At 37.7% G+C, this 26,551-nt stretch carries 22 protein-coding genes and 1 tRNA gene; 4 read left to right on the forward strand and 19 right to left on the reverse strand.

Annotation, left to right across the window (positions count from 1 at the left end; genetic code table 11):
- Positions 1-273: 273 nt before the first annotated feature.
- The 3 genes from asnS (at position 274) to OOZ15_RS02305 (ending at position 4,115) form a co-directional block, all read left to right on the forward strand.
- A complete protein-coding gene (gene asnS, locus OOZ15_RS02295; RefSeq protein ID WP_265954099.1) occupies positions 274-1,707 on the forward strand; it encodes an asparagine--tRNA ligase in 1,434 nt (477 codons plus the stop codon).
- 126 nt (positions 1,708-1,833) lie between these two features.
- Positions 1,834-3,297 carry an RNA polymerase factor sigma-54 gene (gene rpoN, locus OOZ15_RS02300; protein WP_265954100.1) on the forward strand — a complete coding sequence of 488 codons (1,464 nt, stop codon included), beginning with the start codon at positions 1,834-1,836 and terminating at the stop codon, positions 3,295-3,297.
- Between the two features lie 203 nt (positions 3,298-3,500).
- Entirely contained in the window at positions 3,501-4,115 is a 615-nt protein-coding gene (locus OOZ15_RS02305) for a hypothetical protein (RefSeq protein ID WP_265954101.1), read from the forward strand.
- On the opposite strand, the gene OOZ15_RS02310 is transcribed toward OOZ15_RS02305, so the two are convergent.
- From OOZ15_RS02310 to OOZ15_RS02350, 9 genes are all read right to left on the reverse strand, one after another.
- Positions 4,110-4,805, reverse strand: coding sequence for a porin family protein (locus OOZ15_RS02310; RefSeq protein WP_265954102.1), 696 nt, complete (start codon positions 4,803-4,805; stop codon positions 4,110-4,112). The genes OOZ15_RS02305 and OOZ15_RS02310 overlap by 6 nt on opposite strands.
- A gap of 138 nt (positions 4,806-4,943) precedes the next feature.
- On the reverse strand, positions 4,944-5,426 hold the full coding sequence (locus tag OOZ15_RS02315) for an ExbD/TolR family protein (protein ID WP_265954103.1): 483 nt from the start codon (positions 5,424-5,426) through the stop codon (positions 4,944-4,946).
- Positions 5,427-5,433: 7 nt separating this feature from the next.
- Entirely contained in the window at positions 5,434-6,054 is a 621-nt protein-coding gene (locus tag OOZ15_RS02320) for an ExbD/TolR family protein (RefSeq protein WP_265954104.1), read from the reverse strand.
- Between the two features lie 2 nt (positions 6,055-6,056).
- Positions 6,057-6,485, reverse strand: coding sequence for a hypothetical protein (locus OOZ15_RS02325; RefSeq protein WP_265954105.1), 429 nt, complete (start codon positions 6,483-6,485; stop codon positions 6,057-6,059).
- Positions 6,486-6,517: 32 nt separating this feature from the next.
- On the reverse strand, positions 6,518-7,324 hold the full coding sequence (locus OOZ15_RS02330; protein ID WP_265954106.1) for a MotA/TolQ/ExbB proton channel family protein: 807 nt from the start codon (positions 7,322-7,324) through the stop codon (positions 6,518-6,520).
- A gap of 76 nt (positions 7,325-7,400) precedes the next feature.
- A tRNA-Ser gene (locus OOZ15_RS02335) sits at positions 7,401-7,488 on the reverse strand.
- Positions 7,489-7,558: 70 nt separating this feature from the next.
- Entirely contained in the window at positions 7,559-8,533 is a 975-nt protein-coding gene (locus OOZ15_RS02340; protein WP_416337308.1) for an asparaginase, read from the reverse strand.
- Between the two features lie 34 nt (positions 8,534-8,567).
- Positions 8,568-9,707: a 1-acyl-sn-glycerol-3-phosphate acyltransferase gene (locus OOZ15_RS02345; protein ID WP_265954108.1), complete on the reverse strand. Its 1,140-nt coding sequence runs from the start codon at positions 9,705-9,707 to the stop codon at positions 8,568-8,570.
- 234 nt (positions 9,708-9,941) lie between these two features.
- Positions 9,942-10,709, reverse strand: a complete 768-nt coding sequence (locus OOZ15_RS02350) for a TatD family hydrolase (protein ID WP_265954109.1) — start codon at positions 10,707-10,709, stop codon at positions 9,942-9,944.
- Between the two features lie 52 nt (positions 10,710-10,761).
- On the opposite strand from OOZ15_RS02350, the gene OOZ15_RS02355 reads away from it, so the two are divergent.
- Entirely contained in the window at positions 10,762-11,205 is a 444-nt protein-coding gene (locus OOZ15_RS02355) for a retropepsin-like aspartic protease family protein (protein WP_265954110.1), read from the forward strand.
- Positions 11,206-11,798: 593 nt separating this feature from the next.
- On the opposite strand, the gene odhB is transcribed toward OOZ15_RS02355, so the two are convergent.
- From odhB to OOZ15_RS02405, 10 genes are all read right to left on the reverse strand, one after another.
- Positions 11,799-13,019, reverse strand: coding sequence for a 2-oxoglutarate dehydrogenase complex dihydrolipoyllysine-residue succinyltransferase (gene odhB, locus OOZ15_RS02360; protein WP_265954111.1), 1,221 nt, complete (start codon positions 13,017-13,019; stop codon positions 11,799-11,801).
- Between the two features lie 66 nt (positions 13,020-13,085).
- Positions 13,086-15,899, reverse strand: a complete 2,814-nt coding sequence (locus tag OOZ15_RS02365) for a 2-oxoglutarate dehydrogenase E1 component (RefSeq protein ID WP_265954112.1) — start codon at positions 15,897-15,899, stop codon at positions 13,086-13,088.
- Between the two features lie 606 nt (positions 15,900-16,505).
- Positions 16,506-16,856: a hypothetical protein gene (locus tag OOZ15_RS02370; RefSeq protein ID WP_265954113.1), complete on the reverse strand. Its 351-nt coding sequence runs from the start codon at positions 16,854-16,856 to the stop codon at positions 16,506-16,508.
- Positions 16,857-16,955: 99 nt separating this feature from the next.
- Positions 16,956-17,513 (reverse strand): crossover junction endodeoxyribonuclease RuvC, encoded by a 558-nt coding sequence (gene ruvC / locus OOZ15_RS02375; RefSeq protein ID WP_265954114.1) that lies wholly within the window; start codon positions 17,511-17,513, stop codon positions 16,956-16,958.
- A 403-nt stretch (positions 17,514-17,916) separates the two neighbouring features.
- Positions 17,917-18,393, reverse strand: coding sequence for a hypothetical protein (locus OOZ15_RS02380; RefSeq protein WP_265954115.1), 477 nt, complete (start codon positions 18,391-18,393; stop codon positions 17,917-17,919).
- Between the two features lie 484 nt (positions 18,394-18,877).
- On the reverse strand, positions 18,878-19,972 hold the full coding sequence (locus tag OOZ15_RS02385) for a TlpA disulfide reductase family protein (RefSeq protein WP_265954116.1): 1,095 nt from the start codon (positions 19,970-19,972) through the stop codon (positions 18,878-18,880).
- Positions 19,973-20,021: 49 nt separating this feature from the next.
- Complete coding sequence (locus tag OOZ15_RS02390) at positions 20,022-21,410, reverse strand: TlpA family protein disulfide reductase (protein WP_265954117.1); 1,389 nt, start codon at positions 21,408-21,410, stop codon at positions 20,022-20,024.
- Positions 21,411-21,704: 294 nt separating this feature from the next.
- Positions 21,705-23,873, reverse strand: coding sequence for a cation:proton antiporter (locus OOZ15_RS02395; RefSeq protein WP_265954118.1), 2,169 nt, complete (start codon positions 23,871-23,873; stop codon positions 21,705-21,707).
- Positions 23,874-24,563: 690 nt separating this feature from the next.
- Positions 24,564-25,034 (reverse strand): hypothetical protein, encoded by a 471-nt coding sequence (locus tag OOZ15_RS02400; protein ID WP_265954119.1) that lies wholly within the window; start codon positions 25,032-25,034, stop codon positions 24,564-24,566.
- A gap of 187 nt (positions 25,035-25,221) precedes the next feature.
- A complete protein-coding gene (locus tag OOZ15_RS02405) occupies positions 25,222-26,502 on the reverse strand; it encodes a TlpA family protein disulfide reductase (RefSeq protein ID WP_265954120.1) in 1,281 nt (426 codons plus the stop codon).
- Between the last annotated feature and the right edge of the window lie 49 nt (positions 26,503-26,551).

Raw genomic sequence — 26,551 nt, forward strand, 5'->3', positions numbered from 1 at the left:
ATATATATCAAATTTACTTCTTTTATTTCAAATTTTCACTGGTGTTTTTCTCTATTTTAGATTTATAGAAACGATTTTAACGAAACAAAAGATATTGTAAATATTCGTAAAAACAAAATTGGAGTAGGTAAAATCTTACTTTTAACACTAAATTAACAAATTTAAAAATAACGAATAATTGCTCAATTATTTTTTAGATTTTATAGCCATATTAAAATTTAATACTCACATTAAAAATTTTATCTTTGCTCCCAATTACTGAAGTGAATAAAGATGAAGTTACACAGTGTAAAAGAACTGCTGGCAGGGGATAAACTCCTACAGGAAGTAAAAGTTAAAGGTTGGATAAGAACATTCAGAAGTAATCGTTTTATTGCATTAAACGACGGTTCAACCATCAATAATATTCAATGTGTTGTAGATTTTGAAAAAACTCCTGAAGACACCTTAAAGCAATTAACTACCGGAGCGGCAGTTTCCATTACCGGAGCCATAGTTGAAAGTCAGGGTAGAGGGCAAAATGTAGAGATTCAGGTTTCAGAAATAAAAATTCTGGGAAAGGCAGATCCTGAAGAATACCCTATTCAGCCTAAAAAGCATTCCTTGGAATTCTTAAGGGAAAAAGCACACTTGAGAATTCGCACCAATACGTTCAGCGCTGTAATGCGAGTGCGTTCGGCTTTATCTTTTGCCGTACATCAGTATTTTCAGAAAAACGATTTTTACTATGTAAACACCCCTATCATTACAGGGTCTGATGCTGAAGGCGCCGGAGAAATGTTTAGGGTATCGACCTTAGATCCCAAAAATCCACCCTTGACAAATGACAAGGAGATTGATTATAAAGAAGATTTTTTCGGTAAAGAAACCAACCTGACCGTTTCCGGCCAATTGGAAGCCGAAACTTATGCTATGGGACTTGGTAAAGTGTATACTTTCGGACCGACCTTTAGGGCTGAAAACTCTAACACTTCAAGACACCTTGCTGAGTTCTGGATGATAGAACCCGAAGTGGCTTTTCTCGACCTGGATGGCAATATGGATCTTGCTGAAGACTTCATTAAATATATTATTAAATACGTACTGGATAACTGTCAGGACGACTTGGCCTTCCTTGAACAACGATTGGCTCAAGAAGAAAAGAGCAAACCACAAGCCCAAAGAAGTGAGATGACGCTTACTGAAAAGCTTCATTTTGTACTCGATAACAACTTTAAAAGGGTGACTTATACGGAAGCCATCGATATTTTAAAGAATTCGAAACCTAACAAAAAGAAAAAATTCAACTATATTATTGAAGAATGGGGAGCTGATCTTCAAAGTGAACACGAGCGCTATTTGGTTGAAAAACACTTTAAAGCACCGGTGATTTTATTTGATTATCCGGCCAAGATCAAAGCTTTTTACATGCGCCTCAACGAAGACGGAAAAACTGTAAGGGCGATGGACATCCTTTTCCCCGGAATTGGGGAAATTGTTGGTGGATCACAACGTGAAGAACGTTTTGATGTTCTCAAAGAGAAGATAGACGCCATGGGCATTGATGAAAAAGAACTTTGGTGGTATCTCGAACTGAGAAAATTTGGAACGGCAACACATAGTGGATTTGGATTGGGATTTGAACGATTGGTGCAATTTGCAACAGGCATGACCAATATCAGAGATGTGATTCCATTCCCAAGGTCACCTCAAAATGCAGAGTTTTAGAAGGCATACATCAAAAATTATACCCCATTTAGTGGAATTAACACTAAAATAACTAGAAAACCAGCCTATGATCACATTACATATAGCTGGTTTTTTCATATTTTTATATAAAGGATAAGATCGTATATGCTAAAACAGCAATTACAGTTTAAGTTATCGCAAAAACTATCGCCGCAACAAATTCAATTGATGAAATTGATACAGTTGCCTACACAAGCTTTTGAACAACGTTTAAAACAAGAGCTTGAAGAGAATCCTGCGCTCGAAAGCGGAAAAGACGATAGCGCTAAAGAATATGAAGATGAGATGGATCAGTCTGTGCAAGACGATGAATTTGATAACGAAACCATCGACGCCGAAGACATCAATGTTGACGAATACTTGAGTGATGATGAAATCCCCGAATACCGATTACAAGCCAATAACTATAGTAGTGATGATGATGAGAAAACGGTTCCTTATGCCGCCGGCACTTCATTTCATCAGTATTTATTAAATCAACTCAATACATTTAGACTCAGTGATGACGAAAGGGACATTGCTGAATTTTTGGTAGGTAGTGTTGATGAGAGCGGATACATCCGCAGGTCTATTCCCGATATTGTAGATGACCTTGCCTTTACGCAAAATGTTTATACCGATGAGCCTCAGGTTGAAAAAGTACTCAAAAAAGTCCAAAAACTAGATCCTGCCGGAGTCTGTGCAAGAAGTCTTCAAGAGTGTTTGCTCCTTCAATTAGACAGAAAAGAACCTACCACCGAGATCACACTGGCGATGGAAATCCTACAGAAGTCTTTTGAACAGTTTACCAAAAAACACTACAAAAAACTCATACAAAAACACGATATCGATGAGGGACAACTACGGGATGCCATCCATGAAATAGAACGTTTGAACCCGAAACCGGGGGGGGCTTATTCAGGAAACAACCGTATTGTTGAACACATTGTTCCGGATTTTACCATCAGGATCACAGATGGAATTCTAGAGCTTTCACTCAACGGAAGAAACGCTCCTGACCTACACGTGTCCCGCGAGTATAACAACATGCTAAAAGGCTATAAAAACAGCAAGAAGAAATCAAAATCCCAAAAGGATGCAGTTATGTTCATCAAACAAAAGTTGGACGCCGCTAAATGGTTTATTGATGCTATCAAACAACGTCAGGAAACCCTGTATGTGACCATGAATTGTATCATGCACTATCAGAAAGAATATTTTTTAACGGGTGATGAGCGAAAGTTAAAACCCATGATCTTAAAAGACATTGCCGACACCATCGGGATGGATGTTTCTACTGTTTCACGTGTGGCAAACAGCAAATATGTAGACACACCCTACGGCACCATCCTAATCAAAGAATTCTTCTCTGAATCCATGAAAAATGACGAAGGCGAAGACGTTTCCACGAGAGAGATTAAAAAGATTCTGGAAACGGTGGTCAACGAAGAAAACAAAAGAAAACCATTAACCGACGATAAACTTGCTGCCATTTTAAAAGAAAAAGGATATCCTATTGCCCGTAGAACTGTAGCCAAATACAGAGAGCAATTACACATTCCCGTAGCGCGTCTAAGAAAAGAAATATGATGAACTCGTTTAAACTTTTTCCAATTAGCTCCAAAATGGTCTTTTTTGCCCATGCGCATCCCGGCCCATTCGCTAAAACAGTCCTCTGGACTGTTTCTTCACGCTCTGTCCTAGCTTTTTCTTACCCCATAGCTAATGCAGTGCAAAAAAGCCTTCATCTGGAGCAAAAATCCCTATTTTTCGCTTCAATCAAAAAAATTTAAATGAGTTCTATGCGTGTATTCTCAAAACTGATAAGCTACTTGTTCAATCCCATATTGATTCCCATCGCAGGCACCATTATCTATTTTTTTGTGTCTCCGAAATTCAATCCACCGGAAACAAAAAAACTTATTTTGACAGCGATGTTGATCGTTACCGTTGTCATCCCGATCATATTCTACTTTCTTTTGAAAAACCTCGGGTGGATCACCAACAGTGACATGAACAATGTAAAAGAGCGCCGCATTCCACTCTATATTTGTATTATATTGATATACATTACACTGATTAAAATAACACCGGCTTCCTATTCTACCGAACTTTATTTTTATTTTGTAGGCCTGTTAGGGGCTTCAATAGCCTGCCTTATCATGGCCTATTTTCGTTTTAAAGCCAGTCTGCATATGACGGGGATTAGTGCGTTAACAACCTTCGTGCTTGGCTTATCATTCCACTACGAGATCAATATCACCTTCGGCTTGGCCATTCTTATTCTGGCTATGGGAGCCATAGCCACGGCACGACTTTATTTACAAATACACAATAGAACTGAAATTGTTTTAGGTATTTTTATAGGGGTTTTGAGCCAATTTATCACTTTTGGGTATTGGTTATAGAATGTAGAAGATCAACCCAATTTTTAGGGATTGTGATTCCAGAGGTGTCCCATCGATCAAATATTTTTCATCCTCAAACATATTTTTTGGGTTGTATTGCGCGTAGAAATTCCAGGTATTATAACCAAAACTGAAATAGATCCCGTATTGAAAGTCCCGGATATCAGGATTTGAGAATTTAATAGTCTCATCACTGGAAACAAACTTGGATGTCCCTGTAATCAAATAAGACAGTCTCACCCCACTGTAAACACGCCAAAAACGATAATCTTCAGCACGTGACGAACGCCAACGGAATTCAATAGGGAATTCCAGGAAACTCATCGCCATTTTGTTTCTTTTATATGAAACGTCCCCGGAGATTTTTTCATAAACAATATATCCATCGCTGTTTTTGGTCGCCAATAAATCATGATAAACAGCATTAAAAGACAATCCAGCGCCCAAACCAAAACCAACATTACGCCTTTTATTGATGGGAAGGTCTTTGATATATCCTGTCATAATACCATAAGAAAATCCGTTTTGCCTAACTCCGGACGGGGAATTCGTAAGGATATTGTAGTTGACCCCAACATAGAATTGATCATCAAAATACTTGGTATCGGCCTCTACAACCACGAGAGAATCTTGTTGTGACCAAGACAAAGAAACCCAAAAAAACAGTAAAAAAATGATGCTATTTTTCAATGTTGAGATGTTTTTGCTGACTTAAAAGATATTATAAGTAAAGGTAATTGAAAAATTAGGGATTTCCATAAAAATAAAAAACGCTTTGACCGAAATCAAAGCGTTTTTATATATAAGTATAAGTTTAATCGAAATGGATTATTGCAAGTTTTGAGAAGCTTTACCAGATCTAGTGGTATAATTTATTTTAAGTGCATTCACTTTTCTCAATTCCTGCTTAATATCCGACACAAGTCCCATATTGGTCTCGTTGTCAACTTTCAAAGCGGTGGTAAGTACGTTCTGCAATTCCTCACGCTTTGATGCTCTTTCGGCAAGCACATAGTTGGCTACTTCAGAAACATCGGCAAACTTGTCGTTCAGCTGAATTTTAGCTGCTGTTCCGAATTTTCCCTGATAGCGCGGACTAGGCTTTCCTGCATAGATATAAATTACCCTGTCTTTCTTATCCAGTTTTTGAGTCTGGTCTGCATAGGGCAATTCATTCTTAATCATCAAAGAGCTGTCTTTCATTACGGTTACCGTCATGAAGAAAAACAACAACATAAAAACGATATCCGGCAATGAAGCAGTCGAAACCGCAGGTAAATCCCCATCTTTTTTCTTTGTAAATTTTGCCATAATAGCTTTAGTTTGTTTTTGGTTCTGCCTCAGATAATTTTTGAGGATACATTTTCTGTATGCGCTCAATTTTCGGCTTTAATTCGTCTTTCACGTCGTCTGAAGTCTTTGGATCCAAATAAAGATTATTCATCGCTGTAAAATCCGTTCCGAAAATTCTTTGCGCCTCCCTATTCCTAAGTTCGTTATATGCACCTACCAATTCGTTTTGTACTGCAATATATGTCCCGTACTCAGTTAACCTGTCATTCTGCAAAGAGATAATAGCTTTGCTAGGGTGATCTGAAGATTCAGGATTCTTTGCACCCTTACAGTAATCGCAAGGTTCTCCTTTTTCTCCAGTTCCTCCACCATTATCTAAAAACTCAACAGCAGCTGCCTTCAAGTCCTCGAGTTGCATCAATTCATCTTCTACCAAAAGTTGGTTGTTTTTGTTTACAACCACGGTAAAGATATTCTTTTGTTTAATGATTGGCGGGTTTTCAGGCGGTTCAATTGGCGGCAACTTACGATCCAATCCTGCATCTGTTTCAATGGTAGTGGTTACCAAGAAAAAGATCAAGAGTAGGAAGGCAATATCTGCCATTGAGCCTGCATTAACCTCTGGTGCTCCTCCTCTTCTAGCCATAATTATCTAGTTAATATTTTTTTCACTCCCGAAACAACCATCGCCAATATAGCTATGATCGCTAACAGATAGAATGCCCATAAACCGGCACCTACTGTTTTAGAAGTTCCCTCTGTCACGTCAATTCCTTTGTCTGCCATTGCTTGCAAGTCTACATCCGTTCCTGAAGACAACACAAAGTAGCTGATAAGTAATACCAAACCAAAGGCAACAATGGAAATTAACGATTTTTTCAATTTGTCAGGATGGGATAACAACTGTACAATGGCAAACAGCACTGTAACTACAGCCGTGATAATAGTCATCCACTTTCCTACATTTATCATTAAGCTGATCATACCCTCGTTGTCATTAGAATTTGCTATTACAACCCATAGCACTAATCCAACGATACCAAGTATGATTGCTAATATTTTAGCTATTTTATACATAATAATTTCCTGTTTATTAAGTCCTTAAACTATTATTTTTTGTGTTCTACCAACAAATCAACCAAAGTGATCGATGCATCTTCCATATTGTTTACGATACTGTCGATTTTGGCGATGATGTAGTTGTAGAAAATCTGAAGGATAATAGCCACGATAAGACCAAATACTGTTGTCAATAACGCTACTTTAATATCACCTGCAATTAGGGAAGCGTCCAATCCACCAGCGGCACTAATTTTATCGAATGCACGAATCATACCGATTACTGTACCCATGAATCCTAACATCGGAGCAATCGCGATGAATAATGACAACCAAGAAACATTTTTCTCTAATTGACCCATTTGCACACCACCGTAAGCTACAACAGCTTTTTCAGCAGCTTCAACACCTTCGTCAACTCTGTCTAATCCTTGATAATAAATTGATGCTACAGGCCCTTTTGTATTTCTGCAAACTTCTTTTGCTGCTTCAACACCTCCAGATGCCAATGCATCTTCTACTTGTTGTGCCAGTTTCTTAGTGTTTGTAGTGGCCATGTTCAAGAAAATAATTCTTTCAATAGCTACTGCAAGTCCTAAAATAAGACACAATAGTACAATACCCATAAATCCGGCACCACCTTCGATAAATCTTTCTTTCAATACTTGGTGAAAGCCTTTGGATTCTTCTTCGGCTGCGGGAGCCTCGTCTTGTACCAATGCTGATGCAGCATCATCGATAGCAACAATTTCTGAGATTTGATCAGATACAGCAGGAGTTGTTTCCTTTGCGTTGGCGTTTGTTGCATTAAAAGCCAATAATCCGGCAATTGCCAGAATAGAGAATAGTCTTTTCATTTCTTCTAAACTTAAATTTGTTCGTTAATAGGGTTAAAGATAAAAAAAAAATGTTATTAAACATTAAAAACTACAGCAGAGAGGAAGGGATTCGAACCCTCGATACGCTTTTGACGTATACACACTTTCCAGGCGTGCGCCTTCGACCACTCGGCCACCTCTCTTTTTAACATATAGCTTTAGAGCGCCAAATAACGAATTTTTTTTTAGTTCTTAAAATTTATGCAGCTATTTTTAACTCATTTCACCTCTGAGAGCGGTTTCGAAGATGGTTTTGAACACTTTAGGCTGAATTTTATTCCCCAAGAGGTACATCAATTTTGCTATTGCTGCCTCTGTTGTGATGTCTTTTCCGCTAATGAGCCCTAATTTTTTAAGGTGTGTGCTGGTTTCATATTGACCCATAATGACACTTCCTCCTGAACATTGGGTGACATTAATTATGATCTTACCCTGTTTTATGGCTTCTTTTATCAGTTTTGAAAACCAGGCTTGGGTAGGTGCGTTTCCGGCGCCGTAGGTTTCCAGAATCACAGCTTTTACTTCCGGATTTGTTAATACGATCTCTAAAGATTTTTTATTGACTCCCGGAAAGAGTTTAATCAGTGCAATATCAGCATCCATGGTTTTGTGCACTTTCAATTTTTTTCTTGTGGGTTTTAACAAGTAGTCGTGATTTATTTTTAAATGAACCCCACTTTCTGCCAATGGCGGATAATTCAAAGATGCAAAGGCCTCAAAATGCTCAGCGTTTATTTTAGTAGTTCTATTGGCCCGGTACAATTTGTATTCAAAATACAGACATACTTCCCTAATTGCTGGTCTGCTGCGATACTGAAGCGAGGCAATCTGAATGGAAGTAATCAAATTCTCCTTGGCATCGGTACGCAAATCGCCAATGGGAAGTTGCGATCCGGTGAAGATGACCGGCTTGGATAAATTCTCGAGCATAAAACTCAAAGCCGATGCTGTGTAACTCATAGTATCACTTCCGTGCAAAATCACAAACCCATCATAATTATCATAACCCTCTTCAATGATTTCAACGATTTTAACCCAGTACTCTGGATTCATATTGGAAGAATCGATAGGTTTTTCAAAGGAAACAGTGTCAATATCACAATCCAAATGCGAGAGTTCGGGAATTCTTTTCAGCAGTTTGTCAAAATCGAAAGCACGCAGAGCCCCGGTTTCAAAATCCTTGACCATCCCGATGGTTCCTCCAGTATAAATAAGCAGTATTTTAGCCCGCACTGACTTTAGCTTTTAATTGATTGAAAACCGGATTTGCATACATCCGTAAAAAGTTTTCCAATTCCACTTCGTTTCCTTTTTCCACACGTCTTTTTATGCGACGTTCAAATTGTCTTTTTTCTTTTTCGGTATATTTTTTCTCAAATCGCTTTTCACCTTTCAGCATATCATAGGCCAGGTAGTTGGAAGGCCATAATTTGTAGTTTTTATGAATTTGCTCATCGATGAGCTCGGCCAGCATTTGAAATTGTTTATTGGCAGGTTCGCCTCCTGATTTGATAGCATCCAATTCCTCATCCAAAACACCTCCGGATGCCATATGGATCCGTTTTTTCTTTCCGGTTACTCCTTTTAATATACTGTTGAAATCTTCATTGTTTGATTTCACATATTCTATCTCCTTATGTTTTGCCATCAACTCGGGCATTTTCAGCACATCGGTAGGATCGTATTCATAGGAAATGGAAACGGGAACAATTTTCAGCTTTCTAAAATAGTCCATCACTTCATCTTCATCTCCGGCCAAAGCCAGCATTTTAAGTACCCCTTGTTGGGTTTGATCGTTGCCATCTTTAGTCCTTCCTTCCCGCTGGGCGATCCAAACTGATCTTTTTTCTTCTTGGAGTTTTTGTTTTATATAGCTCGAAACCAAGCGCGAACTTTTCAGCATTTCCCTAGGCGAAAGGTCTCTTTTTATCAAAAAATTCCGAGTGAGGCGCGACAATGCCATCAGAAATGGTTTTTTAACCAAATTATCACCGATTGCAGAAGCCGTCATTACCAAATCGTGTTCATACAAAGCCACATTTAGCAAAGAAGTATCTAAAATGATATCGCGATGGTTGGAGACAAACATATACGACTCCCCTGGAGTTAACGCATCAAAACCGGAAGTGGAAAAGCCATCGGAACTTTTTTCGAGCACCATTCTTACACTATTGTATATCACCTTGGTTTGAAAATCCCTGATGGAATGACAGCTTTTGACAATTTCTCCAATTGCATCTATATCCTTATCCGCAAAGGTAAATTGAAGTAACTCCCGAATCATGGGGTGTTCCATGTATTTCTGAAGCGCCTCGTTTACCTCTGAATCATGATAAGGTCTTATATCGTCTATTGTTATCACTTCCGTATTATTTAATGAACTCGTTTAAACTTTTTCTAATTGGCTAAAAAATTACTCTTTTGAGCCTGCTCTTTGGCTTTTTTTCCTTCCGTAGCCCAGCTATGCAACTCAAAAAAGCCTTCAATCAGGCTCAAAATAATTAATTTTCGCTTCAATCAAAAAAGCTTAAATGAGTTCAATGACAAAAAAACAAAAATTAGTTTACTTTGGGTTTACTTTCTCTTTAAATGCTTGTTAAACCCCAAATACATCAACTGAATTTTGAGTTGTTACTTCTACGATCTTCTCCAAAGGTAGCTTGTAAACTTCAGCCAACTTATCAGCTACTTTGGTTATATACGAACTTTCATTCCGCTTTCCTCGATAGGGTGTTGGCGCCAAATAAGGGGCATCCGTTTCCAAAACAATATGAGAAAGATTTATTTCGTTTAAAAATTTGTCGATTTTTCCATTCTTGAAGGTGACCACACCTCCAATGCCCAGTTTCATGTTGTATGAAATGGTTTGTTTGGCCTGTTCTAAAGTTCCGGTAAAACAATGGAAAATCCCAAAAAGGGAATCGTCTTTTTCTTCTTCCAGTACTTCAAAGATCTCATCAAAGGCTTCCCTGCAATGGATCACTATGGGGAGTTTATTTTTTTTTGCGAGTTGTATTTGATATTTGAAAGCCTGCTGTTGTTCCTTTAAAAAAGTCTTGTCCCAATACAGATCGATCCCGATCTCGCCTACCGCATAAAATTTCCTTTCGGAAAGCAAAGCTTCCACATGTCGCAGTTCTTCTTCATAATTTTCCTTCACATGTGTGGGATGTAAGCCCGTCATTAAAAAAACATGTTCCGGATATTTTGCTTCCAATTGAAACATAGCTTTGGTGTAGGTAGAATCAATGGCGGGGATAAAAAACCGTTTGATTCCGGCTTCCATAGCCCGACCTATCATTTCATCCCTATCTTCATCAAAAGCCTCACTGTATAAATGTGTATGCGTATCTGTTAAAACCATGGCACAAAAATAATAGTTTAAACGGCTATCTTTGCATAAAATTAGAGAGATAATGCAAAGTCTGAAAAAATTCCTTGCTGAAAAAGGATATGTAAAAGCCCCACTTACTTTAACCAAAACCAATCATTTTGAAGTAGTCGCCAAGATCAATGGAATCACTGGCCGATTTATCCTAGACACGGGGGCATCCAACACCTGTATTGGGTTTGATTGTATTGAACATTTCGGATTGGAAACGGAATCTTCTGAAGTAAAAGCTGCCGGAGCAGGAGCAACCAATATGCTAACACAGGTATCCAAAAAGAATAAATTGGAAATTGAATCATGGTCAAAAAAGAAGGTGAAAATCGTGCTTTTTGACCTCACCCATGTCAACTCAGCCCTTACCATACACGATGCACTCCCCGTCCACGGAATTATTGGCGCCGATATCTTGAAAAAGGCCAAAGCTGTTATTGATTATAACAAGAAAACTCTTTTTCTTAAAGTGAAGTAAAATTCTGCATAAGAAAATATATCAGCTTGAAAGCCCTCCCCGCCTCGGGCGGGAGGCTAGGAGGGGACAAAAAGGGAGTTTTTCTTAATCCCGGTCAGGAATTTACTTGTATAAAAAAGGGGATTTTCCCTGTTGATATATGTCTAAACTTATTAGACATTTACATCAGCATTCAAAAAACAAGTAATTTATGGAAACACCAACCACCGACCATTTACAAGGAAGATCAAACGACATCGCTTTGACTATTACGATAGTCGGCTTATCGTTAATCACATTTCTTCTAAATATTTATTTAGTTTTTTCGATTTAACATTTCCTTCCTTTTAGTTAGCCAACTTAAGCTAAAAACGCCCTTACCGGTTCCGGTAGGGCGTTTTTTTATATATAGAACTCATTTTAAGTTTTTATAACAATTCTGTCCTAAATAAATTTTTACCTGTTCATTTTTTTATTCACCTCTTTTTATTGTTTTATAGGTGTTCATGATTGCTGCGCAATTCATTGATGAAAAAACCCTTCGGCTACGCTCAGGATAAACCAAGCCAAAAAAATCTAGGCTGACGATAAAAACGTTTCGGACGCTATTATTTTTATAATTCCAAAGCCTTTTTCACATTATTGTCCATCAACAATTCTTCCGGACTTTCCAAGGCTTCTTTTATGGCCACCAAGAATCCAACCGACTCTTTTCCGTCGATAATTCTATGGTCATAAGACAAGGCCACATACATCATAGGGTGTATTTCCACTTTTCCGTCGACAGCAATAGGACGTTCGATGATATTATGCATCCCTAAAATACCACTTTGCGGTGGATTGATAATTGGTGTTGACAACATCGATCCGAAAACACCACCATTTGAAATGGTAAAAGTACCTCCGGTCATTTCATCTACAGTAATTTTTCCATCCCTGGCTTTTATTGCCAAGTTTTTAATTTCGGCTTCGATTCCCCTAAAACTCAGGTTTTCTGCATTTCTCACTACGGGTACCATCAAACCTTTTGGTCCGGATACCGCTACGGAAATATCGCAGAAATCATAGGTCACTTTATAATCCCCATCGATCATCGAGTTTACATCAGGATATAACTGAAGTGCTCTTACAACGGCTTTGGTAAAGAAGCTCATAAAACCAAGGCTCACACCGTGTTTTGCTTTGAACTCTTCTTTATATTGACTTCGTAATGCAAAAATCGGACTCATATTCACCTCGTTGAAGGTAGTAAGCATCGCCGTTTCGTTCTTAGCCGAAACCAAACGCTCTGCTACTTTACGACGAAGCATGGAGAGTTTTTTGCGCTCGCTTCCTCTGCTTCCGGCACCCGGAGTTCCCATGGACGGCGTTGCTTTTACCGCATCATCTTTGATGATACGTCCGTCTTTTCCGGTTCCTTTTACATCATTGGCATCTATGCCTTTTTCAGCCAATACTTTTTTAGCTGCCGGGCTCGTTGTTCCGGTAGCATAGGTTTCTTTTGTTGCTGAAGGCACACTCTCTTTTGCTGCTTCTGCCGGTTTGCTTTCCGCTTTTTCAGCTTTTGGAGCTGCTTCTTCTCCTCCTGCTGGTTTTTCAGCTGAAGTATCTATTAAACACACTACTTCGCCTACAGCTACAGCGTCTCCTTCTTCAGCTTTTAAGGTAATTGTTCCGCTGGCTTCCGCCGGTAATTCTAAGGTAGCTTTATCAGAATCTACTTCGGCAATGGCTTGGTCTTTTTCAACATAATCACCATCTTCGACCAACCACTCTGCTATTTCTACCTCTGTAATAGATTCCCCGGGAGAGGGAACTTTCATTTCTAAAACCATTGTTCTGTTTTATTTAGTTTTAATGTTTTGATGTCTTATTTCAGATATATAATTATAAATATACTCTTAATTGTTGTTTTGTTGCATGTTGTCTTTGGTTTTATCAAAAACATACTCGATCACCTGCTCGTGCCTACGTTTAGAACGCGTTGCACTACCGGCAGCCGGTGCTGCATAAAAACGTCTTGAAGCCACTCTAAAACTTCTCGCTTCTTCTAGGTGCAACAACAAATGACTCCACGCCCCCATGTTTCTCGGTTCTTCTTGTGCCCAAACCACTTCTTCAGCATTTTTGTACTTGGCAATGATTTCCCTGATGCGGGCTGCAGGCAATGGAAATAACTGTTCGATTCGAACCAAAGCCACATCGTCACGGCTTTTTTCTTCCTTAGCAGCAAGAAGGTCGTAATAGAACTTCCCGGTACAGAACACCAATGTTTTTGTTTTTTTGACCTGAGCTTCCGAATCATCGATCACGGTTTGGAAACTTCCATTCACCAACTCATCTACCGATGATACCACCTTAGGATGTCTCAACAAACTTTTTGGGGTAAAAACAACAAGTGGTTTTCTGTATTCGGCTTTCATTTGTCTTCTCAATAGGTGAAACAAATTAGACGGCGTTGTACAATCGGCCACAAACATATTGTCTTTGGCACACAATTGTAGATAACGCTCCATTCTTGCCGAGGAGTGTTCTGCTCCTTGCCCCTCATAACCGTGAGGTAACAACATCACCAATCCGTTTTGTAACTTCCACTTATCTTCTGCAGCAGAAATATACTGATCGATCATGATCTGTGCACCGTTACTGAAATCTCCAAACTGCGCCTCCCAAATGGTCAAGGTTTTCGGACTCGCCATGGCGTATCCGTAGTCAAACCCAACCACTCCATATTCAGATAATAAGGAGTTGTACACATCAAAATGTGCATTTTGGTTTTCCTTCAACTCGTTGAGCAACACGATTTCTTCTTCAGAATCTTCTACTTTAATCACGGCATGACGGTGTGAAAAAGTCCCACGTTCCACATCCTGACCCGACATTCTCACGGCATAACCTTCTTCCAGCAAAGAACCGTAGGCCAATAATTCGCCCATGGCCCAATCCAGCTCATCAGTTTCAAAGAACATTTTATTTCGTTGACCGATAAGTCTTTGTGTTTTTCGCAAGAACTTTTTGTCTTCCGGAAGATTGGTAATCGCCTCCGCTATTTCCGTAAGTTTTTCTTTCGGATAGCTGGTATCCACCGGTTCCATCATTTTCTTTTCAAGGGCAGGTTTGAATCCGCTCCATTCATCTTGCATGAACGGTGTGATGGTAGTTTTATCTTCTTTTCTGGAATCTTCCAGTTTTTCTTCAAGCGAAGCTTTATAATCGTTTTCCAGTTCTTTCACATACGAATCGTCTATAACGCCTTCATTTTTCAGGCGTTCTGCATAGATATCACGCGGACTCTTATGTTTAGCGATCGCTTTGTATAATTTCGGTTGTGTAAAACGAGGCTCATCCCCTTCGTTATGTCCGTATTTTCTATACCCCAAGAGATCTATAAACACATCCCTTCCGAATTTCATACGGTAATCCAAAGCAAAGGTAGCCGCATGAACCACAGCTTCGGCATCGTCTGCATTAACGTGCAACACAGGCGACAAGGTTGCTTTTCCAACATCGGTACAATAGGTAGAAGACCTTCCGTCTAAATAGTTGGTGGTAAACCCAATCTGGTTGTTTACTATTATGTGGATAGTCCCTCCGGTTTTATAACCGTCCAAAAGTGCCATTTGCACCACTTCGTAGGCAATTCCCTGTCCTGCGATTGCGGCATCTCCATGAACAACGATCGGCAATACTTTGGAAATATCATCTTTACAATGCCTGTCTTGTTTTGCCCTTGTGATTCCTTCTACAACAGCACCTACCGTTTCCAGATGAGATGGGTTGGGGGCAATGTTCATATTGATTTTCTTACCGCTGTTGGTTTTGCGATCGCTCGTCCATCCCAAGTGATATTTTACATCCCCGTCAAAAATATCGAGTTCATAATCTTTTCCGTCAAATTCACTAAAGATATCCTTAGCCGATTTCCCGAAAATATTGGTCAGCACATTCAAACGTCCACGGTGTGCCATTCCCATAACGAATTGCTCCACACCCATATTGACCGCTTTTTCTACAACAGTATCCAAAGCCGGAATCAAGGATTCGTTCCCTTCCAAAGAGAATCTTTTTTGTCCGACGTATTTGGTGTTCAAGAAGTTTTCAAAAGAAATCGCCTCATTCAATTTACGAAGGATATCTTTCTTCTCTTCAGCCGTAAATTTTGGATGGTTATCATTGACATTCAACCAGTCCTGAATCCACTGTACACGTTCCGGATTCCTGATATACATATATTCAGTTCCGATGGAATCGCAATAAATCGATTCAAGGTGATTGATAATATCTTGTAAAGTAGTTGGACCAAGACTGAGAATATCACCAGCATTAAAAACCGTTTGCAAGTCTGATTTTTCCAAACCAAAGTTCTCTATCGCCAATGTAGGGGCGTATTGCCTTCTTTCCCGAACCGGGTTTGTTTTAGTAAACAAGTGACCCCGGCTTCTATAGCCGTCGATAAGGCGTATTACTTGAAATTCTTTAATAACATCTTGGGATATCTCTACTTTTTCTCCCGTTGCAGGAACTTCAAAAGTAACGGTCCCGTTTTCTGACATTGCTGCCATATCTCCCGAAGATGCATTTTCCAATCCAAAGTCAAATCCTTGACAAAATGCTCTCCAACTTGGTTCTACACTGTCGGGATTAATTAAATATTGATCGTATAAATCCGCAAAAAAAGCGGTATGCGCCGCATTTAAAAAGGAATATTTATCCATGTTATCTTTTCACTGTCTCTATTAGACAAAGTTTATACAAAAGTACAATAATTACGAAAATTGATACGCGGTTTTAATATATTTATAAGATATATATTAGTAATATGAACATTTATAACATTGGCTGTTTTAAAAAATACATATTTACGCTATTTGTGTTAGGAATAACGTATTTTGCTTTGGTTCAGGTTCAAAATACTTTCAATAATATTGTATTGATGGTGCGGGAATGTTTTCCGTGCAAAGCTTTGTTCATGCACGGATTGCAAATCCGCGCTATCTAGTTGACCGTTTTTGAATCTATAATATTCTTTCATTAGTTATCAAACGGCTCCCCTCTTCAGACGAAGAGGGGAATGAATCCGCCAACGGCGGAGAAAGGGGAGTTTTGAAAGCCCAAGCTTTATGGTTAAATCACCAAGTATTTGTTCTATACTAATGGTATGGGATTTCAGAACCCTCCGTCTTCAGTTCTGCTATCGCAAAACTGAATCCACCTCCCTTTGTCTAAAGGGAGGAGCCATTTTTTGCTTTTATTATTTATTACTTGAATGAAATCAAAATTGCAAATTCTATGGTCAATCTATATCAGGGACGTACACCATCCTAGTGCTTGGCCCTAAACCAAACCTTTTGCCATTCCCTTTTCAAGATCAAAAAAGCCACTTCTTCAGCTAGTTTGACCACATCGGTGCCGTCCAGGGTTTTGACTTGCGCCTCGGAAACATCTACGATATAAAGCAGGTTAAGATAGTCGGAAAACTTTTCGTTGATCAGCAGGAAGATCACTTCGTGTAAGTCCCTTTTAAGCTTTCCAGCAGAAACATCAGGACTGAATTCTTCATCCAGATTGGCGAGTTTCAGATCCTTGTTCAGCTGGGCAATCAATTTTTTATAGAGTTCCATTTCGGAAGCCATGCCCAACAACTCGTCACTATTTACAAAAGAAAGTTTCATGTGTTTATTTTTATTGCTTTTTAATGGTCACATGTAACCTTTGACGTTTAAAATAATCATTCCGCTGTGTGTTTAATGATTATTTTAAACATGTCGGTTTCATTTTTTTATTCTGGATTCGTTTTGTTTTACAAAGGCATCCCAACCCGTATAACTTTTCCCTGTTTTTACTTTTCCGCTGTTGTAAAAATGACAAACCGCTGCCGCCAATCCGTCGGTAGCGTCGAGGTTATCGGGTAGGGTTTTCAGGTTTACCAAACTTTGCAACATTCTGGCTACTTGTTCCTTACTTGCATTTCCGTTTCCGGTGATCGCCATCTTGATCTTCTTGGGCGAATATTCCGTGATTGGGATCTGTCTCGATAGTCCTGCCGCCATCGCCACTCCCTGTGCCCTTCCCAATTTGAGCATGGATTGTACGTTTTTCCCGAAAAAAGGGGCTTCAATGGCTATCTCGTCCGGATGATAACTCTCTATGAGTCCGATGGTATGTTCAAATATCTTCTGAAGTTTCAGGTAGTGATCTTTATATTTTTTTAGGATGAGTTCATCTATCTGAAGTAATTCCATTTTTTTCCCGTTACAGACAATAAGTCCGAACCCCATAATCGTGGTTCCGGGGTCTATTCCTAATATGATTTTCTCCTTTTTAGACAAACTTTTTGTTTTTCTGAATAGTTTACAAAGCAATTCCGTCCTAAATAAATTTTCATCTGTTCTTTTTTGCATCGCCCAAAAAAGAACCAAAAAAGTCTAGGCTGACGATAAAAACATAAGAAAATACTACGGAATCCCCAGCCACACCTGCCTGCCGGCAGGCAGGGATAAAAATAACTCATTCCGCCTTCGAGCGGAACTCAAACAGATTTTTATCTTTAACCCACCGCTGCTTCCTTGATTTTCAATATTTTTATCGTAGGCCCGAACCAAATCCCAAAACCTTGAAATTTAGCCTGAGCCCCAGCAAATTCAATTAATTTCGAAAATTATGCATAAATATTTTGGCCGCTATTGGTTACAAAGCTATAAAATACTTATGGAGTTTATGCTGAAAAAAACTTTATTCCACCGTTAAAATAATTGGCAATTGTATCTTCATGTTCACGGGAATATTCCGTTTCAAGGCCGGATATACTTTAGGCATGGTCTTAACGCTATGGGCAATCAAAGTATCTATTTGCGGGATTTCCTTGGCCACTTTTTTATTCTTTTTGATCTGAAGAATGCTCACATGCCCCTCTTTCCCGATAAGCAATTGTACTTTTATAGTGTCGTTCAAGGTTTTGTGTACCACCAATTGTTCTTGGGCCAAGGTCTTATAAAAATGCGCTGTAAAAGTTTCCTGAAAGCATTGGTATTGCACTTCCCTTTCGGCCGTTTCGTCACAAGTTTCAAAAAGCGGATATTGATCGACATCATTCCAATTGATACTTTGCCGTTCCCTCTTCAAAATTTGTTCTTTGGCCTCCTTCGGGGAAGTGAAAAACTCACAAGAAATAAACAGTAAGCAAAAAAGAAAAGCCCCAAACTTTTGCATGAATTCATTTTAAAACTGAAAATTACAATTTTTTGGAGCAATTAGGAACAAAAACAGGGGTTTAAAACCAATTCTGTCCTAAATAAATTTATACCTGTTCATTTTTTCCATTGATGAAAAAACGAACCAAAAAAATCTAGGCTGACGATAAAAACATAAGAAAATACTACGGAATCCCCAGCCACAGATAAAAATAACTCATTCCGCCTTTGGGGCGGAACTCAAACAGATTTTTATCTCTATACCACCGCTGCTTCCCTGATTTTCAATATTTTTATCGTAGGCCGAAACCAAACTACATATGTTGAAATTTCATCTAAACCTCAGCAAATTTAGTATGTTAAAAAATTTAATAAAAACGTTTTGTACGCTATTAGTTTAAAACATATTTTTCCATTTTGCTTGTATTTAAAAGACCTGACAGGTTTTCCTTGCGCTTTGGAATTTCGAATAGGTGTGGGCAAGCCATGGCTTGTAGTCTTTGTTATAAGCCGGTATTATTATCAAATAGTTCTTTAAGTTTCTTTTTTAATTTTTCCCCTCGTATAAACCTGGCAATGATTACCCCCTTTTCATCAATCAGAAAATTGTCAGGAATATCCCGAACCCCATAAATCATTGCTGCTTCATTATCATTACCTTTTAGGTCACTGATATTTGGCCAGGTCAGCCCATCTTTTTCAATTGCTTTTTTCCACTTTTCTTTATTGGTATCCAATGATACACCCAGAATTTCAAATCCTTTGTTTTTATATAATTCATATTGTTCGACAAGTTCGGAATTGAAACTTCTACAAGGACCACACCAGGAAGCCCAAAATTCTATTAAAGTATATTTCCCCTTTATTTCAGAGAGTTTAATCATTTGCCCATCTATATTGGGTTGTTCAAAATCAATGAAGATATCCCCAACTTGTAAGTCTTTGTTTTTGGTTATGAATTCGCTTATTGATTTTCCTTCTTCTGTTGATTGTAATTTTTCATTCAATAAAGAAAACACCTTGGCCGTTTCATCACTCCCCAATCGTTCTTTTGACCAATTTAATTGAGTAAGACTTTCATAGGAGTCAGGATAATCTTTAACAAACCTCTTGTTAATGTCTACAACCACACTCTCCATTTTTTGATAAATCACAAAAAGGGAATCACGGTTGCTATCTGTTACCATAGCTTCAAGTTTTTTCATTTCCTTAAAAATGGAATCTTTTCTTTTTAAAAGTATTTCCGACTCCTTTTGTGTCTTAGAACCAATTATTTGGCTCTCGGAAAAATTGCCTTTCTTGCCTATGAAATCTATTTTACGGTTCTCCAACCAAAACGTCCTGTCATCCTTACTGCTTATAATTCTCAAATGTGCTAATCTTGGACGTTTTAGGCTTCCCTCAAATTGGAACTTTTCATTGATAACAACTGTTGAATCAGCAACTACAAACGCTTTTGGATAAAGGTACATTAAAACCGTAGTGCTGTCGGGCACATTTTTTGCAATTCCGTTGATCGTATATCCCTTTGTTTCTGATTTATTTTGACAAGAAATTAATGTTGTCAATAAAATTATAATAATTCCTATATCTTTCATTTGATAGTTATCTAATGGCTTATGCAACCATAGTTATGTACAGTGTTTCTTATTCTAAATATTTACTTAAATCCGAGATAATTACATTTGCATTCAATATCTTTCCATTTTGGTCTATTAATATGTATCTAGGTATGGCTTTAATTTGGAAATGTTCCGCAAAAGAGCTTTGAAACCCATTTGGGACATATAGCTTTAAGCTTCCAGGGACATCCAATTTTTCAATACTTTCTTTGAAGTTTGTTATGTCTTCATCGATTGATAGAGAAACAACTGTCAATTGGTCTTTATATTTGTTTTCTAGGGATTTTACTTCCGGAAATTTAACGATACAAGGCTTACACCAACTTGCCCAAATGTCTAAAAGAATCATTTTATCTAACTTATTCACTTCTAAATTAAAGTCATTTGATAAGTGATCTTTAAAAGTGAATTCTGGCACATCGGCTCCTCTTTCATAAGATTTCTTTTTATTTTCAGCCAGGTCATATATTTTTATCAGTTTATTATAAGCCTCCTCATTTAAAGCTGATTTATATTGATTAAACATTTCCTTGGGTGGTGTCAAATTCAATGAATCTGGAAAATGGTCAAACTCCAGTGGATAATATTTTAGATCATTATAAATTAGCATAGATTTTATAGGCTGTGGAAAATACTCTGAAATGATATTCTCTCTTAAAATGTAGAGTTCTTGCTCTTTTCTTACCTCATTCAATTTTTCACGATATTTTTTCTTTAAGAAATATTCAACCCCCATTTTTCTGTAAAATGATTTTAAAAATGAAGACTCTAAATAAGGTTCTATTGTTTGAAAATTGATTAAATCTTTGTCAAGATATTGAAAAAACAGACTATCCTTCTTAGAATTGCCATTCCTGTTTATATAATCTAGATATACTGTATTCTTGAGGGCTTTGCTTTCTATTAATTGTAAGTTATAAAAATGCTTATTTTCTTTTTCAGAGATGTAGTCGGTCAATAATTTGTCTTTAGCCCTAAAATATTCATCCACCTGATTTTTGAAATCATTAAATGAATTTTTGTAGTTCCATTCTTTACTTTTTAAATCTGCATTTGATAAGACCTCTTGCATAAATTCGTTTTCACGTTCAGAAGTTCCTTCATAAACGTATATATCATTTTCTTTAGATATTTTTAAATGCTCCGAGGGTTGGACATATAGTTGAAGCACTTTTCCCTGTAATTGAAGATAGAGATATTGAGGTCTATCAATTGACAAAGTAATTTTTCGTTCATCAGGATTATTGATGAGGATTGTATCATTATAATCGACAAAATTTTCGGAAAACCTTGTAATTATAACTTGCTGAGGAAATTCTTTTACGAAATTCAATTCTACAAATTCTGAACCCCCTTCTCTTTTACAACTAAAAAGAAAAATTATAAAAATGACAAATATCTTAAATCCTCTCATTGGGACAGTTTTTTTACATTGCACACAACTTATTAACAACCTTAATATAAATAACCATTTACCAAAAAAATTGACCAGATATACACAATATCACATATATTCCTTTCAAATATAACCCTTTTCCTTTTAGGTATAATCAAGCTGTTTTTAGCCCAAAAGCTATCCCATTTAGGTAAAAAGGTGTTCCGTTTAGGTTCAATCATGTTCCGTTTAGCGAAAAAGGTGAAACTTTTAGGTCTTATCTTGAAGCACGAAAACCCTGCTTGTGTTTAGGTGCTGTTGGGCGTCTGGGCTTTATTTTCTTCTGAATATTTTCGCAATCGTTTTTCCAATTTCGTCAAATTTTTCAATCGGTTCTAATATGGTCGGGTCTTTCAAGTCAATTTTTGATGTGTCTGTAACCCCAATCTGCATAGGATAAATCAGGATAAAGCTGTTGTCCTGAAAATACTTATTGAGGTAAGACGGTATCCTTTCCATATTGCTGTGGTAGGAAGGCTTATCCTTTCGGCTTAGTATAATAATCAGGTTGTCGTCTTTCTGAAAGTCCCTTGATAAAATAAGGAAGTCATCCCAATCGCTAAATTCTGTAAATTCAGATTCCACAGGATGCTTTGAATGTATTTCTTTAATGAATTTAAGCGTTTTTCCTGTTGCATAAAACACAAGTTTTGCTCCTGTATTTCTTGCGATATTCCAAACCTTAATGAGCCAAAAGGGAAAGCCGATTTCCTTTTCTGCTTCGTTCGGAACGATGATGATATGCCTTTTTAATGTCCCAAATGGTTGGGCAGGTTTATAGATTAAAATTGTCGCGTTGCATTTTGTTAATATGCCTTCGGTCAGGTTGCCCAAGAATGAATCGGAAATTCCTTTCTTCATGTGAAGCCCTAATATTAAATCACTTATTTTATGTTCCTTCACCACACTAGTAATTCCGTTTACAATATTGAGATCATATCGAAGAAGTTCATGCAAAAAATTGTCGGTTGCAGAAGCGGTTACGGCTGCTCTATTCAATATCTTCTTTGCTTTTTTGTCTGCTGAATCGTCTGTCGTATTGTTGTCGATAATGCTTAAGGCATACAAGCCGTCTCTGTTTTTCTTTGATTTTATGGTGATGCCTAAATTGATGAGTTCATCTGTTGTTTCCGGGTTGTTGATTGGGATTAAAATTCTTTCACAGGCTTCTGATTCATCGCTTGCTGTGTCACTTGCCTCTGCAAGGGCGATATTTTTGGCTCCTTTTTGCGCAACGAATGAAGCAATAGTGCAGGTAAATAAAATCATTAGAATAGTTCCATTCAGGACGCTCTCATTTAACAAGCGGACAGGTTCGCCCGTTTCGGTTTCGCCAACTATGATATTATAACCGACTAACACGGCCGCTAATGTGGCTGCTGCCTGCGCGTTACTCAATCCAAAAATCAATCTTCTTTCATCACCGGAAAATTTAAAGGTTTTTTGAGTGAGCCATGCAGCGATGAATTTTGCGGAAGTAGCAATAATTATCATTACGGCTGCCACTTTCATGGTTTCCAAATCCTCAAAGAAAGCCCTGTAATCAATGAGCATACCCACTCCTATGAGGAAAAACGGAATAAAAATGGCGTTTCCAACAAATTCAATCCTGTTCATTAAGGGCGATGTTTGCGGGATAAGTCGGTTTAAAGCCAATCCTGCTAAAAAAGCTCCAAGGATTGCTTCTATTCCAGCCGCTTCAGCAAGAACAGCACCAAGAAATACCATTACCAGAACGAATATGTATTGGGAAACATTATCGTCAAACCGCTTGAAAAACCATCTGCCGATAATTGGAAAAAGCAACATCACAATAAGTCCGAAAACGACAATGGAAACAGACAGCCTTACCCAAAATTCTGTATTTACTTCACCTGTGGTCATACCCACAATAACGGCAAGTACCAATAAAGCTAAAGTGTCGGTTATCATTGTTCCGCCTACGGTTATGTTTACCGCCTTGTTTTTGGCAATGCCCAATTTGCTGATTAAAGGATAGGCGATTAAAGTGTGTGAGGCAAACATACTTGCCAGCAAAATGGATGTGGGGATTGAAAATTCTAAAACGTAAATTCCGGTTAAAGTCCCCAAAGTCATTGGCATCAGGAAAGTGTAAAGTCCAAATACCAGACTCTTTTGACTGTTCTTTTTGAAGTCGGCTAAATTTATTTCCAGACCTGCAAGGAACATAATGTATAAAAGTCCTGCAGTTCCTGACAGTATAATGCTGCTGTCACGATTCATCAGGTGAAAACCGTTTGGCCCGATTACCGCACCTGCTATAATAAGTCCTAAGAGATGAGGAATTTTAATTTTGTTCAGAATAATGGGAGCGAACAAAATAATTACGAGTATCAAAAGGAATTTTAATACCGGATTTGTCAGTGGTAAGGCTGTCTCAAATATGTTTAATAATATCATTCCTTGTCTTATGATTGTCATTGTCCTGTCGGATTTTCAGCCTTGCGCACAACTTATTTATAACCTCAATATAATACCGCATATCCCCCAACCGGTCAGATATACATAATGGCATATATTCCTTTCAAATATAATCCTTTTTTCTTTTAGGTATAATCAAGTTGTTTTTAGCTCAAAAGGTGTTCCATTTAGGTAAAAAGGTGTTCCGTTTAGGTTCAATCATGTTCCTTTTAGCGAAAAAGGTGAAACTTTTAGGTCTTATCATGAAATTTTTAAGGGGAAAAGCCAAACTTTTAACCAAAATGCCCAAAACTTTAGGTATTACTCCCAAATTTTTAGGTGTTGAGGCTAAATAGGATATGATTTTGATGAAACATTTCATGAAATAACCTAAACGTATGGAGTTTGACGCTAAAACTTTGGGTAGGCATTCTAAACGATTGGTTTTTATGTCCAAAGTTTTAGGTATCGACCCTAAAGTTTTAGGTCCGGGAGCTAAAAAATGCTGCATTTGACCTAAAGGCATCATGTTTTTACCTAAATAGGGCAGTTTAATCAAAAAAAAACTGTCTAAAAAGCCCTAGATGAACTTGATTTGCCAGTCTGAGCTTGTCGAAGACATGTTAATCTTTAGCAAATTATGCTTCGACAAGCTCAGCATGACATCTGAATTTGTAGCTTTTTAGACAGCCTCATCGTGTTTAACAACTGTTAATTTTCAGAAATATCGGTTTTACGGGTACGCGGGAAAAACTGTTTTAATTCCGCTACCTTTTCGGTAAACCCGTTTGAACCTGCTCCTTTTTTATACTGAGAATAAGCATAGTCTGTCAACGCATCGTGATAGTTGTCATAATCGTGGAGTATCTTGGTGCTTTCCATCTGGAAAGCAATACTCATAAAGCGCTCTAATCGATTTTCAAGAAAGTACCTGGCGTGATAATCTTTTTCGAAATCACTCCAATCCACTTCAGAAGCACTTAATTCTTCATTTCTTTTACGGTAGTCATAGACCTTGTTTACAAAAAGCTTGTTCATCTCGTTGATCGAACCGTACTTTAGGCGTTCTTCTTCTGTAAGTGCAGGGAGTTTCCCCTTGATTACGGCTTCCAGATTGTCGATCGCTTTGTCAATTTTGGTTTGGTCTTGTTGGGTCAGTTTTGATTGGATAACATTTCTCATTAACTTGATTTTTATAATTAATAAGCTCAAACATATAAAATAAACTATTTGTAAACAAAAAATATCTAAAATAATCGATTAACGGAAAGTGTTTTTCTATTCATTAGGTAGTAAGAAGTCAGCAGTGGTGTATTATCAGGGTTATAATGTTCAGTAAGTATTGTTTTAATATTTTCAAAATTACCTGCTACTGTCTATCCTTTAAAATAAGCTCAATCTCCTCTATGTTATTGGTGTTGCCTGCCCCTCTGTAGATAATCTTTAGGTTTTCATCCAGCAATATAAAAGTAGGGAATGCAATTATTCTTAGGTCCTTTAATATCTTGGGGTGGGTTTTACTACTACTTTTTGGAACTCCTTTTATGATTCCATTGAACCAATCCATATTGTTTTTTGCTGCATATTCAATTACGGGTTGAGCGTCTTGTTGAAAGGCGAAGCTGGCCATAGTCACCTTATCTTTGTACTTCTCATTGAATGCAACGATCTCCGGAGTCATTTTCTTACAAGGACCGCACCAGGTGCCCCAAAAGTCTATCAACAGAAATTTTCTGCCGTTAAAAAGGGCTTTAATGTTTTGTTTTCCGCCTTGTACATCTTCAATGGCATAGTCCTCAATGATCTGTCCTTTTCTAAATCCATAAACATTTTCTTCAATGGACAGTTTCGTAAGGTTCAACCGAATGGGGTCGTTTTTTATTTTACCTATCCTGTAATATGAACCTCCGATATTGATAGTATCTAAAAATTTATACTCTTCCCTTCGGGTATCACCGGGTTTATAAAATTCTTTGTCAAACTCTTCCACAAGTACTGAAGGTCTCCAGCTATTTATATTAATTGCCATTTTATATTTTTTGTCTTCAATACTAAAAGTCCCATGCAAATAGTCCTCTATTCTGGCTCCAAGAAAAGAGGTTTTTTGCTTCTTGGCAATTATCTTTTTATTTTCGTCCCGAGCTAAATAATATTGTTGCGGATATACGGTGAGATGCATTTCACTTTCCAATAAAGTACTGTTTATGTACTTATTTACCTTTAATTTAATCCTTGGGAACGAATCTATCAAGGATTTGTTCGCGTGGGTTTTAAGACCAATATTTTTGGGAAAAGTTACCTTTTCATCATCGCTAAAATCTTTGTTACCGTTCCTATCTATAATGTAAAATTGCTTATCATCGGTAAACCCGGTTGAGGCATAAATGTAATTCTTTTCATTTTCAACCGATTTTTGATCGGGGGCTTTATAAATTCTGTAACGCAATATGGCAGAGCTGTCCGCTTCAGGAGCTCCTTTAATATCTTGTGGGATTGTATTCGAATATGAAAAGGACGTAATCAATGGAGGGAAGGGGACGTTTTTGATTAGAGATTTGCTTTCCAACTCAACGGTAATAGGTTCTTCGTTGTTTTTTACTGAACATGAAGTAAAGAGGATAATCAGGGTACATAAAAGGGATTTAAACATAGATTATGGATTTTACAAACAATTTGCCCAAAGAATCCTTTGTGCAATT

This window comes from Galbibacter kalidii, assembly GCF_026241135.1.
Lineage (GTDB): Bacteria > Bacteroidota > Bacteroidia > Flavobacteriales > Flavobacteriaceae > Galbibacter.